This window comes from Devosia sp. A369, from assembly GCF_054489345.1.
Genome location: NZ_JBTMWV010000011.1, coordinates 78821 through 90938, shown reverse-complemented (window position 1 = coordinate 90938; position 12118 = coordinate 78821). Strand labels below are relative to the sequence as shown.

At 58.0% G+C, this 12118-nt stretch carries 10 protein-coding genes and 2 pseudogenes; 6 read left to right on the top strand and 6 right to left on the bottom strand.

Going from position 1 to position 12118, the window contains the following annotated elements; translation table 11 throughout:
- Positions 1–662: 662 nt before the first annotated feature.
- Positions 663–1661 (bottom strand): hypothetical protein, encoded by a 999-nt coding sequence (locus tag ACX3OZ_RS14575; RefSeq protein WP_459104765.1) that lies wholly within the window; start codon positions 1659–1661, stop codon positions 663–665.
- A 539-nt stretch (positions 1662–2200) separates the two neighbouring features.
- The gene (locus ACX3OZ_RS14570) at positions 2201–2848 is read right to left on the bottom strand and encodes a hypothetical protein (RefSeq protein WP_459104764.1); all 648 of its coding nucleotides are present in this window, start codon (positions 2846–2848) and stop codon (positions 2201–2203) included.
- 207 nt (positions 2849–3055) lie between these two features.
- Between ACX3OZ_RS14570 and ACX3OZ_RS14565 the strand changes: the two are divergent.
- The 3 genes and pseudogenes from ACX3OZ_RS14565 to ACX3OZ_RS14555 all read left to right on the top strand — a co-directional run.
- A pseudogene (locus ACX3OZ_RS14565) lies at positions 3056–3282 on the top strand (hypothetical protein); the annotation flags it as partial.
- Positions 3283–3590: 308 nt separating this feature from the next.
- Complete coding sequence (locus tag ACX3OZ_RS14560) at positions 3591–3881, top strand: helix-turn-helix domain-containing protein (protein ID WP_459104763.1); 291 nt, start codon at positions 3591–3593, stop codon at positions 3879–3881.
- A gap of 10 nt (positions 3882–3891) precedes the next feature.
- Positions 3892–5217 carry a type II toxin-antitoxin system HipA family toxin gene (locus ACX3OZ_RS14555; protein WP_459104762.1) on the top strand — a complete coding sequence of 442 codons (1326 nt, stop codon included), beginning with the start codon at positions 3892–3894 and terminating at the stop codon, positions 5215–5217.
- A 173-nt stretch (positions 5218–5390) separates the two neighbouring features.
- On the opposite strand, the gene ACX3OZ_RS14550 is transcribed toward ACX3OZ_RS14555, so the two are convergent.
- From ACX3OZ_RS14550 to ACX3OZ_RS14540, 3 genes and pseudogenes are all read right to left on the bottom strand, one after another.
- A complete protein-coding gene (locus ACX3OZ_RS14550) occupies positions 5391–5582 on the bottom strand; it encodes a hypothetical protein (protein WP_459104761.1) in 192 nt (63 codons plus the stop codon).
- A 2-nt stretch (positions 5583–5584) separates the two neighbouring features.
- A complete protein-coding gene (locus ACX3OZ_RS14545) occupies positions 5585–5989 on the bottom strand; it encodes an XRE family transcriptional regulator (protein WP_459104760.1) in 405 nt (134 codons plus the stop codon).
- Between the two features lie 269 nt (positions 5990–6258).
- Positions 6259–6426, bottom strand: a pseudogene (locus ACX3OZ_RS14540) (integrase core domain-containing protein); the annotation flags it as partial.
- On the opposite strand from ACX3OZ_RS14540, the gene ACX3OZ_RS14535 reads away from it, so the two are divergent.
- From ACX3OZ_RS14535 to ACX3OZ_RS14525, 3 genes are all read left to right on the top strand, one after another.
- On the top strand, positions 6424–6948 hold the full coding sequence (locus tag ACX3OZ_RS14535) for a hypothetical protein (RefSeq protein ID WP_459104766.1): 525 nt from the start codon (positions 6424–6426) through the stop codon (positions 6946–6948). The pseudogene ACX3OZ_RS14540 and the gene ACX3OZ_RS14535 overlap by 3 nt on opposite strands.
- 100 nt (positions 6949–7048) lie before the next feature.
- Entirely contained in the window at positions 7049–7333 is a 285-nt protein-coding gene (locus ACX3OZ_RS14530; RefSeq protein ID WP_459104759.1) for an excisionase family DNA-binding protein, read from the top strand.
- A 148-nt stretch (positions 7334–7481) separates the two neighbouring features.
- Positions 7482–8540, top strand: a complete 1059-nt coding sequence (locus tag ACX3OZ_RS14525) for a tyrosine-type recombinase/integrase (protein ID WP_459104758.1) — start codon at positions 7482–7484, stop codon at positions 8538–8540.
- Between the two features lie 8 nt (positions 8541–8548).
- Here ACX3OZ_RS14525 and ACX3OZ_RS14520 read toward each other — a convergent pair whose 3' ends face one another.
- Complete coding sequence (locus ACX3OZ_RS14520; RefSeq protein ID WP_459104757.1) at positions 8549–11881, bottom strand: DEAD/DEAH box helicase; 3333 nt, start codon at positions 11879–11881, stop codon at positions 8549–8551.
- Positions 11882–12118: the final 237 nt, after the last annotated feature.

The window sequence follows — 12118 nt, the reverse complement described above, 5'->3', positions numbered from 1 at the left end:
TTACATCGAGATGTTCTACAACCCGACCCGCAAGCACGCCCGCAATGGTATGCTCTCACCTGTCGAGTTCGAGCGACGACACCAAACCTAACCCCGAAGGTGTCTACAGAACGCGGGGCTATTCACACAGTAAACTGCGCCCTGCTCTCTATCGCCTCGGTGAGGAGCGTGGTGATGCTGCGGACCTGCTGATCCATGAAAGAATTGTTGGTAGGCGCCTGGGTCTGGATAGTCATTGATTTCTCTGGGGATGAGGGTGAGGATAGGGAAAAAGACACATGCATTCTTGTTCAGCGGTCGTAGGTGGTCTCGGGCAATTACCTCTCGATGTTTAGTGGTTCAGTTATAGCGGACTGCAGGACGGACCTGCATATTTGGGTGGATAGTGCTCATGAAGCGGCGAGTGCCGCTGGTAGGAACTGTCGATGCTCACGGGGGCTTTGAGTCAGAGGAGCCCTCTCGCCTGTGCAGGGCTTTGGGCGCTCCCCGGCAGCTCCCGAGTCAGGATAGCTGCCGGAGAGCTCCCCTGACTCGGCAATGAGCGTCCTACCCCCCCTTGTAGCATTTGGCCGGTAGGCAGGGGCGTGGGCGCGATCTCGCGCCGCAAAGGCGGTGTGGTTGCTTGCATGCAGCGAGAGAGCCGGCGGCAGTGCCGCCGCTGACTAAGCTGGATTGTAGTCTGCAGTGTAGGTGAGCCGGTCGGATACTAGGAAGCACAAGCCGGGGTATTCCTCCTCGACATCAATATCTGCCGCACGACGGTGCACAGTGAACTCGAACTCTCCCACGGCGGGCGAGAACCTGGACCGGTCGCCATAGTGGTCCAAATGAACAGCCCCGTCGGCGGGCAACATGATATGATGGGGAACAGGACCATCCAGCAACTGCAGGTCGCAGAAGGTATATCCGCCCCCACCGGGGACGTTCACCTCGACTTCAACCTCAGCGTCCGGGTAGTAGCTCAACGCCATCTCGATCTGCACTTTCTCAGAAGCAGAGATATACTGGGCCCGTTCCATTGCGCAGTTGAGGGCGCTGCCGGCCAGTCCCACTAATGCACTCGAAGTGATACCGGGTTCGTTCGGCTGGGGGAGCATGTCGCTGGGGTAGTCGACACCGAGGTAGATTTCCTCGTGACCCTGCTCGACCTTACGAAGTGCGTCGGCGGTGACGCGAATGAGCTCAAGCTGGCCGTTTACGGGGATATAGTGCTTATCATCTTCGCAGATGTCCATAAGTTCAAGGCAAGCCTCAAGCAACTGCAGATGCCGGCGAGAAGGGTCCTCAACTACCGGGCGGGCGGTCGGTGCTGCATCGAGCGCGTCCGCAAGAGCAACGTAGTAGGACGCATTGCGTCCACCACCCTCGGCGCTCCAGCGTAAAAGGTCCGACGAACGGATAAAGACCCCAAACAATCCGGCCTCCTTTGCAGCACGCTTGGGGAAGGTGATGCTTTCCCACCGCGGCATTTCGGACAGCGTGTAAGTGGTGACTCCACGAGACCTACAGAACTCGGCCCGCGCCTTTTCAACGGAAAGAGGACCCTGATAGTTGACGATGGTGTCAGTCAAGTCGCGCTGTCCCTCACCAGCCGAGTGACACGGAGGCAACAGGGCGGTGAGGCGAATAAGACGGCGGCGAATTTCGTTGAGATCGTGCATCGAGCATTCCTTGGTGGTTAACGCTTACTTTATAGCGGACTCCTTAGCTGAGTGCAGAAAGCCGAATATTGCGGCGTAGGTGGCCACAAATGCCCGGCAAGAGAGATAACGCATATTACCTTCAGCGGCTTAAGAAGGACTGGCCAGCTCTTTATCGTGAGGTTCAGGGCGGCCGGATGAACGTTGCGCAAGCACGACGGCGAGCTGGGCTTGGCGGGCATCGCACGAGGCTCCACGAGCTCAAGAATGCCTGGTCTCGCGCGACGCCATTGGAGCAGTCCGAGTTTCTCTCCTGGGCCGGTATCTCGCTCCCCCCAGCGCCACCCGCCACTACAAGCACAGCCGCATGGTCGAGCGACGGACGATTGCTGGACTGGGCCAAGCGCCGCATCCCCGAGGTCATGGACCGCCGGAGCCTTTCTTATGGGCAACTAGCGGATGAACTGGGAACCAGCCGCCTAGACCCCTCCCTACCGTTCGCGATAGGCCGGGATAGAAGGGTGACATCTGCGGACACCCGGGCAGCGGTGGACGTATGGCTAGCCATCAATGAAACGGTCTAGCGTTCCCTGACGCTGAGCGCGACGGGCTTCCCATTCCATCCGCGTCAACCGGCGCAGATCGTCATGGATATAGGTCACACGGTCCTGGTCTATCTCTCGGGCAGTCCGTGCAGCTCCGCGCTTGGTATAGTCAGCCCAGCCAATGGGCCCACCCCGGGAAACGTCAAAGTTCTTGAGCTGAACCTGCCGGGATCCTGCGCGACCCTCTATGCGACCTGCCGCGTCGCGAAAAATGTTCTTCACGGCGTCCGGCGAAAGACCATCCAGATCGACCGCACCGTGGAGATGCAGCTCATTGCGATTATCAGAGGTAACCTCAAGCGCGAAGGCGTAATGCGGCAGCCGAAGCCCCGCTCGCGCAAATGCACGGCTTAGGCGCCTGCTCATCGTTCGCACCGGATCGGCAGACCCTGTCACCTGGATCAGGGCATCCAGGTGTAGTCGAAGCGTGATCACCTCCCCGCCTCTCGCATGAATGAGTTCGTAAGCTAAACCCAGACGATCGAACTGGGTCGCGTCGCGCCACGCCAGCGTGCTGGCTACACGCGCCTGGCGTCTACTGCGCGTAGCCACGGTGGGGACTGGATGGGGCGTAGTACTAATCAAGGCTTCGATGTCATTCATTGACGATTGGCTTTCTAACTTTTCTCTCCCGATGCTCAACCCACCTGCTAGCTGGTCAACCCCATTCCCCAACACTCCCGAACACTGGACAATGGGTTCTGCTGGGTACCACCAACTCCGAAAAAACAAGGCGTTCTACGGAGAATTGAGGCATGCCAGCCTGACCGATTTTGTTGGAACGGCGGATGGCTCGGATCGCCGTTTGTTATAGCGGGAAGGGCCACTAAAGAACCCAAATGGGTAGATCAATCTACCTCGCGCTGGGTAACCCGACGGCACTTTTCAGCTGAAGAGAGATCCGGATCGTGCTGGACGGCCTGCGTGGCGTAACAGCACCGCCGAGTTGCGCCGCAAGGAAGAAGAGCCTGCATTGCACCTGGTTCAAGGAGTTCATGGAAGCAGGCAGGTGCCGCCTGGCTGGCAATACGGCGCGTCTGCCACAAGCGAAGCGAAGCTCTGCGCCGCGAGGCCGGGCGCTCAAGAAATGGGCGACACATCGGCCCGTGCTAGTCGGCCATCTCCGCAGCAAGGGTATGATATGGCGCTCGACTGCGTCCTTGGTGAAACGCGTCATTGATTGGAACCTTGGGCATGGGGATCCAGTCATAGATCGAGTGCCCGCATATATGATGGTATATCAGAGAGCTCTATATAGGAACATATATGAACACTATTTATATACGAGCGTATATTGACTGAGGCAATATATGAACCTATATAATGTTTTGTCGAGGAGTATGACATGCGAATCCGAACCACCCGTGACATCGGCATCTTGATTAGAGAAGCACGCAATCGACGCGCGCTATCCCAAGCCGCCCTGGCCAAGCTCCTGAACACCACCCAGACTTGGGTATCTTGGGTCGAGAACGGCAAGCCTACAGCAGAGATCGGCAGCGTATTGCTGGCGCTCACCACGCTTGGCGTGGAAATGAACTACAAACTTCCTTCTGCCTCATCGAGTAGCGCTGTAGATCATCCTAGCGGCACTGAGGCAGAAGAAGACGAGGATACTCCCCCCTACAAACTCTGACGGTGCGATTATGGTATCGAAGCCCATCGACATACTTGATGTCTACATTTCCGGACGTCGAGTCGGGGAGCTGCATCAACTCCAGAGCGGTAAGCTCTCATTCTCGTACGACGACGCATGGATGAACGGTCGAATAGCGATTCCCCTATCGCTCTCGATGCCAACGATCGCCAATACCTACGACGGAAAGGCAATCGAGTCGTTCTTGTGGGGTTTGCTGCCAGACAATGAACAGACTCTCTCAAGATGGGCACAGAGATTCCAAGTCTCTGCCAGAAATCCTTTCGCGCTGCTCAAGAATGTGGGACGCGACTGCGCTGGAGCCGTGCAATTCCTTCCGCACGGCGACGAAATCTCCCGCGATGAGGGTGTCGAACTCCTGACCGATGAGCAGATCGGCGAGCGCTTGAAGGAACTGCGCCAAAACGGCGCTGCCACGCGACGGATTGGCGACCCAGGACAGTTCAGCCTCGCAGGTGCTCAGGCGAAGACCGCCTTCCATTTCGACAAGCTCACCGGCCGCTGGGGTATCCCAATGGGTGACACACCCACTACTCACATCTTCAAGCCGCCCATGCCGCACCTGAACGGACATACTGAAAATGAGCACTTCTGCCTGCAGCTCGCTCGCATGATGGGTATGGAAGCAGCGCATAGCCAGGTGCTTGAGTTCGCCGGCGAGAAGGCGATCGTCGTCGAGCGCTACGACCGCCGAACCACCGACAGTAGGACTATCCGCATCCACCAAGAGGACATGTGCCAGGCGCTATCGGTCATGCCCACGCTCAAGTATGAGAACCAAGGTGGCCCGGGCATCGTGACCATATCGAACAAGGTACTGTCGGCGTCGATCGACCCTATTCGAGATCGCCAGACCTTTATGGAAGCAAACATCTTCAACTGGGTGATTGGCGGCACAGATGCGCACGCAAAGAACTATTCGATGTTGTTGGGCACGAAGGGCGAGGCGAGGCTGGCACCGCTCTATGACATCTCGAGCATCTTGCCACACCTCGGCGAAGGCGAGGTCCAAGCAGAGATGCGTGACTTGAAATTGGCGATGAAAGTCGACAAGACCTACGAACTCAACAGCATCATGCCCAGGTATTGGGAACGCTGTGCCTCTGCGGCGAAGGTGGCTGGCGAGTTTACGATCCGCACAGCCCGTCACCAGGTTGCCGTCATGCCAGACACGGCATCGGACTGCGCTGCAGCGGTTAAGTCCGAGGGCATCGCTCATGAGGTTATTGACCGCCTGGTCGACGCGATATCGGCGCGTTGTAAGGACCTATCGCGGATCTACGGAGAAGAGGCGATTGAGGCCGGCAAGGCGTAAGGGAAAGCACCCGGGCGCAGCCACCATCTTCATCAACCCAGAACAGCAGCGCCAGCCGCTCGGTGCTTCTCGCGAGGATGTGGTGTAAGGCCCCAAGCGTTGATTGTTCCTCCATCCATGTTGGTTTCCAACTCCACGAGCCCGAACTGCCGATGGTGATCGCTGTGGGCCATCTATGCATCATGGAGTGCTGCGACCTCAGCCACGTCCTCAGCCTGCCACCCGGCCGACAATCTCTTGATGGCGTTCACTCGCGCTACCGTCGGGGTGGGCAGCTTGCCACCCGACGTCAGGGCCATCTGCCAGATCATCCGAACCAGCCGGTCTCCCGGATGGCTGCGGTTCGTAGCTTCGATGAAGGTCATGGCTACTTACCGAAGATGGCGCGGATTGCGGAACGGGCACGCGTTGCGATGACGGGGTCGCTGCCGCCTGACGCATCCCGGATTTCCTCCAGCCAGCCGACCTCGTTCCTCGTTACGATGGTTTCGAAGATGGCATCGAAGGCGCGAGCAGCAGCAGAGCCGGCCCACTGCTCGAGCGCCAACTGAAGGAGGCGCGCGGGATCGACATTAAGGGCCTTGGCCAATGCCGGCACCCGATCGAGCGGCAGGCGAGTGCTGCCCGACTTGATGAGGCTCATCATGTTGGTGCTGGTGAACCCAGCCTCCGAGGCGATTTCGAGCTGGCTTTTAGTAGGGCGGAGTTCAAGGATCCTCTTTTCGAGGAAGGGGATGAGGCGGCTATCGACGTGTGGCTTGCGTACAGGCATGTCGTGTCTCGATCAGTTGAACATGCTTTTGTTATAGACAGACGTTGCACGGGATCGCTCCGGTAGCGCGCGGGAAGCTGTTGAGACGCTCCTGCATCCGATGGGACGTTCTGCGCGGTCCTCCAAGGCCCTTGCCGTAGCTCATAGAGTGCTGCGGCTCTGCAAGGCTCCCATGGGTGCCGGATATCGAGGCATGATTGCGCGTCAGAGAGGTGGTTCGGTTTGTCTGAACAGCCTGCGGGGGTTCGCTAAGTGGATTGTGGCCTTGGTTATGCCGCTGCCAGGATTGGCATCAGCGCATTGAAGTAGGCTTCGTCCGGGGTCATGCGGTCGAGGCTCGAGTGCGGGCGCCGACCATTGTAGAAGGCCAGGTATTTGCAAATCGAGGGTCGCGCGTCCGAGACGGTGTCATAGACGCGCAGGTAAACCTCCTCGTGGCCATCGCGGCCACCGACAGTCTCGGCACTCGCATTCCGCTTGTCGGCGCCCCCGACTTGCAACTACTCGGCGAGGCTATCCACCGCTTCCTCGCCGCCGACGATCCGGCCGCCGACATTGCAATTCGCACGGCGCGTGCGGGCGCGACGCTCATGCGCTGGGGCGTGCCGGAGGTAGCGCCGTCAGATCTCGTCACCATCGCCGACCGTTTGCACGCATTCGTGGGAACGCGTTTCGCCGGCGCACCCGTGCTCCGCGAATGGCCGGTTCACGCCGAGGACGGGCCGCAGGTGATGTCGGGTCGTCTAGACCTGCTGATCGATCTCGGTGACGGCTACGCGATCATTGACCACAAGAGCTTCCCGGGTTCGGTGGCGATCGATGAAGCGAGACTCCGCGCGTTCGCCGGACAGGTGTCGCTATACGCCCGTGCGATCGAGCGGGTCACCGGCCGGAGGCGGTTCGAATACTGGGTCCATCAGCCGATCGCCGCGGTGATGACGCAGATCGAAATCCGCTGAATGCAAACTCGCGAAGACGCACTTCAGGAAATTAGAAAAATTTTCTAATCACTTTGTCGGCCACTTGCTACAATGAGAGTAGCTAAGAAAGGCTTCCCCCATGAACTTGATCGCCGGCCTCATCCACGCCCTGCCGCTCGATCAGCGCCGCGTGTTCAACCTCTCGGAGGCCGCCAGCTATATGGGCGTCAGCTCCGGCCACTTCGACAAGCTCGTCGCAGCGGGTACGCTACCCTCCGCGCTGCCCTACGGCCGCATCCGTCGTTGGGACAAGACTGCCCTAGACTACTACTTGGATCGGACGAGCGCCCTTCCGTCGAAGTTAGCGCTGCAGCCGGCAACCAATGCGTACGATACTTGGAGCGCCGCTCGTGGTCAGGGCTAACCTAAAAGGCATCAACACCGTCCGGAAGACGCTCGCAGGCGGGACGGTGGCCCTCTACTACTATCATCGAGCTACCGGCCGGCGACTCAATGGCCCACCAGGGTCGCCCGAGTTCGTGCGCGACTACGCGGACGCCGAGCAGTCACAGATGCAGAAGCGCAAGGGCACTCTCGTAGGGCTAATCCGCGATTACACCCTCTCGCCCGAATTCAAGAAGCGCGCTGAGAGCACACAGAAGGAATACCGGCGCATGCTCAGCCGGGTCGAGGCCGCGTTCGCCGACATGCCGTTGGCTGCTTTGGAAGACCCTCGCGTACGCGGTGATTTCCTCCAGTGGCGCTCGGCGGTCGCGAGCAGTTCGGGGGAGCGCGAGGCCGACAACCGGCTGAGCGTGGTGTCGGCCATGCTCACCTGGGGCGTGGACAACGGCCGCGTGTTCAGTAACCATATTACCGGGTTCAAGCGGCTTCACAGGAGCGATCGTTCGGACAAGCTCTGGCTACCGGAGCACATCGAGGCCTTCATGAAGGTTGCGCCTGTTGAAATGCAACGCGCCCTGATCCTGGCTCTTCATACCGGTCAGCGCCAAGGCGACCTACGTAAGCTCGTCTGGACCAACTATGATGGCAAGGCTATCAGCCTGCGCCAAAATAAGGGGTCCCAGCGCGTCACCGTCACCTGCACGGTCACGCTGAAGCGTATGCTGGACGCAATGGCTCGGACGTCTGCAGTGGTTCTGGCGACGAAGACCGGGAAGCCATGGTCGGCACGCTATTTCAAGGCGCAGTGGGAGGCAGCAAGCAAGGCGGCCGGGATCGATGACTTGCACTTCCATGACCTTAGAGGCACGGCTGTCACCATGCTCGCTGAGGCAGGCTGCACCGTGCCCGAGATCGCTTCGATCACCGGTCATGCCCTTAAGTCCGTGCATGGTATCCTAGAGAAATACCTGGCCAGGACGGGCACTCTTGCGAGTGCTGCGATCGAGAAGTTCGAGAACGCAACCAGCACAGATTTTGCAAACCGACTGCAAACCACAGACCGCAGCGGCGACCCGAAAACAGCTAAGTCCTTGTCGGGACCAAAACTTGATGGGTCGCTTAAACCTCTGAAATTACTCAATGTGCCAAAAAGCCATGGGTCGATTTTCCAAGCAAGTGCGGGTCGATATGGTGGATTTCCAAAAGAATCTGGGTCGATCCGTTAGCCAGCGGATCAGTCATTGAACCAAGCATCCAAGCCGATCCTGTAGGTGTCCATGAGATAGCTCTGGGTGGCAGCCAAAAGCTCTAGATGCGACGGCTGGACCCCGGCCTTCGAATACCCCGGCTGCACCAAAGTAACTCGATACTCCGGCCGGATCTGCTGCCACCTGTTGATCCACCCGATCAGTGTGCTTGGGTCTCCTCTCTGGAACCGAGACGTCTTTCCCGCGTCTCGCCTCTTGCCTTCCCTTCGTTGCATATGCTTGAGGAGTTCGCCCAGCTGCTCCGCCCACCGAACCGACTTCTGGGCTTGGCCGCATACCTCGTAGAGATCATGGATCTGTGCCCTGACCTTGCCGCCTGGCACATACTTGCAGTGGAAGAGGTGGATGATCAGCTTGTTCTCATGGGTGAGCTTCAGTGCCACCACGTCAGCGATCTCACCAGCTTCATCATCATCGAAAATCACGTCCCAGCCAATCGGATCCTCGGCGATCGATTCGATAACCCGTCGTTGAATGGAAACCGGATTTCGTTCGAGGCCTTGGGATTCAACGCTGAGGTCGACCCCCTCCCAACCGCCAACCCGGATGAGATCAATATCGAACGGGAACTGATCTTCTCGCTTCGGCACGACCAGAAGCGATGACCCGACCAAAACATCGCCGTCTGCCATATAGATGTGCGGCGGGTCCTCATTGAATGTCTCGGTCAGCTGCTTTTCTGTTTTCCCTTTGACGAACATAACGATCTCACCCGAAGTCTGGGCGAAGGTCGCTCGCTCATTCTCAATGTTGAGGACGAATCTCGCCGAGGCGTCCTCGCTGCCGACATGGAAAATTATCCCACCTTCGGTGGTGTGCGCATCAAGGCCGATCTCGCATTCGAAGAACGGAATTTCGAGATCACCAATACGGATCGTCACCTTGTCTTCGCTGGCAATTAGGAATTCCTCCGGCCAGTCAATCGCCAGAGGCACCTTCCCAATAGGCATCACCTTCTGGACGACTGCCTTGACCAAACTCCGAAGTATCCCCTCGGTGGTGATTGCGGGGTCCTTGAGCTTCTCTCCAAGCAGCCGGCACCAATCCATCCAACGGCCAGGGCCATTGGAGGTACCGTGTGCCCATATCTTGCCCTTGATCGAGCACCCTATGTTTCCGCGGACGCGCGAGGTCCCGAGCGGCTCGCCTTCCTCATCCACGTCGACCTTATCGATGTAGCCCTGACCGAAAAGGTTATTGAGCTTCTTGGTCCTTGTCCCTGCGTAGGCGTTAAGTTGTTCGGCGATGTCGCTTCCCATGAACATCGAGTACCGCACTGGCTTCCGCTGGGTCTCGCTGAGCCCAAGGTTCGACAGGAGCAAGCGCTCGAAGCCGTGCAGCACCTTAAAAGAAGTCTCGCCTTCGATCCGCTTTGCCGTGGGCCCCGCCAGCTTCTTGGCCAAAGCCTCGTGGAGGTCCTTCTTGCGGGACGTGTTTATAAAAAGAAGGTCACGCTCCTCATCCCAGAATGCCATTATGAGATTGTATTCCACGTCCCGTGGATATTTCATGTCTGTCCAAGCCAGCGCTGCCTCGTCGCGTGTCACGACAAAGAGCAACCTCTCCTCAGCAGCGACACTGGGCCCATCCACAATGCTGGTGCTATTGCCGAGGGCACCTTCTATATCGTCTGGCGACCACTCCTCGCAGTCGGTCTGGTATACGATGGTGCTCATTCTCGGCTGGAGATTTTCGACCTGGAACCACTCAGGAGGAGACGCCAGACGATCGATGATTTCTTCTCGCCGGCGCGCTTCGTATGATTTTGGCGCTCCCACGACGTTCAGGAGATGGTTCCAGTCCGCGTCTTGGGCATAAAGTGCCTTCAATCGGTCTTGGACATCATCCATTGCAACGTTGGCGATAACGGTTGCCTCACCCAGATCCTGACGTGTTCTGGTGAACCTGCCGATGAACTGCAGCGTAATCGCTTCGCTCTTGTGCTTGTCGTGCAGCGCGGCGACCTTGAGTTCCGGCAGGTCAAATCCTTCACCAAGCATGTCGCAGCACACGATGATCTTGGCCTCTCCCGAGCGCATGCGCTGGATGGCCTTTTCGCGCTCGGATGGCTTCATCTTGCTGTGGATGATCTGCGGGTTGTAGCGGCCCAACTTGGCCTGGTATTTCAGGTGCAGCGCCTCGGCATCGTGTATCCATCGCACTCTGGCCATGGCCAGGTGCGGATGTCCCGCCGCCCAGTCGTTGTCGAGCTGCGCAGCTACTTTTTCGATGATCTGATCATCGATGCTACCTTGGCTGAAACCCATGACAGGCACAAAAGTTATAGGCCTGAAGTATCCCTCCTGCTGGGCCTTCCTGAGCGGATAGGAATAGAGATGCTTGCCATCGACACGTTTTTCGTCGCGGCGATATGGTGTAGCCGTGAACTGCAAAACAATCCGCTGACCGAAGTGCTGCTTAAACGACCGCCACTTCTTGGCCGCGATATGGTGGGCTTCGTCGACGAACAGGTGACTGGCCCAATCGGCAATCGCCTGCTTCAAGTCTGCGGCCAGGGCGTTCACAACATCCATGGTCGCGACCACCACGTGCGAACTGAAAAGGAGCTTTTCCAAATCCTCTTTGGTCTTAGGCGCATGCTTGAGAACGGCCACTGTAGGTTCAAGTGCGTCATCGCGCAGGCAACCTGACTGCTTCAGGACTCCCAAACTCAGAAACTTCCCCGCGATTTGGGTCCGAAGTGCATCGCTCGGCACCACAACGAAAAGGCGGGGAATCTGGGCCATGATTAGCAGCGCCAGCATCGTTTCGGTCTTGCCTGTGCCAGTCGGCAAGACGACCGTGCCTGGGCGCGTCGAGACGCTCCAGTGAGACAATACGGCTTGTATGGCCCCAACCTGAGGCGCACGCAGTCCGGACCGTAGCAACTCGCCGCCCTCATAGCGTTCAGAGCGAAGCTGAAAAGCATCTTCCCAGGATGCCAGAGTGGCATCTGTAACAGCAATCTCCGATGGCTCCATAGCTGCGAAGCGGCGAGGCTTTGGAAGTATCCAACGCCCTTTACAATTCTGTGCCGACTCTATGGTCGACGCGTCCTCAACCTTTAGGACGGCATCGGTATGCTGAAGAGATGTGGTATCTCTCGACACCACGGCATACGACAGGCCGCCCTTAATAGTGCATTTGTAGCCGGCATCATTAGGCAACTCCGACCATTTGACTGGCACCGTTCGAGCCGCTGCTGACAGACGCTTTATTAGATTGCCTGCGACGTGTCCGCTTCCGGACACCATCTCGGGTAAATTGAATGTGGCGTCCCTTGCAAAGAGGTCGTGCATTCAGGATCCCAAGCCCCAAAACTTCAAAGACTCTATAAATATGGGATGACTTTAGGCTTTAGCAATAAGCCCCAATAAATATGGTCAAATACCAGTCCCTGTATTTTGTAACGTATGCTTCCTATTGACGTCTTCACCTGAGAAAAAGCGGTGAGACCAGACAACTCGGAATTACGGGGCCACCGCGGTGATGTCCGGCGCGCACTCCGCCGCGGCTTGCATCGTGGTCAACTAGAA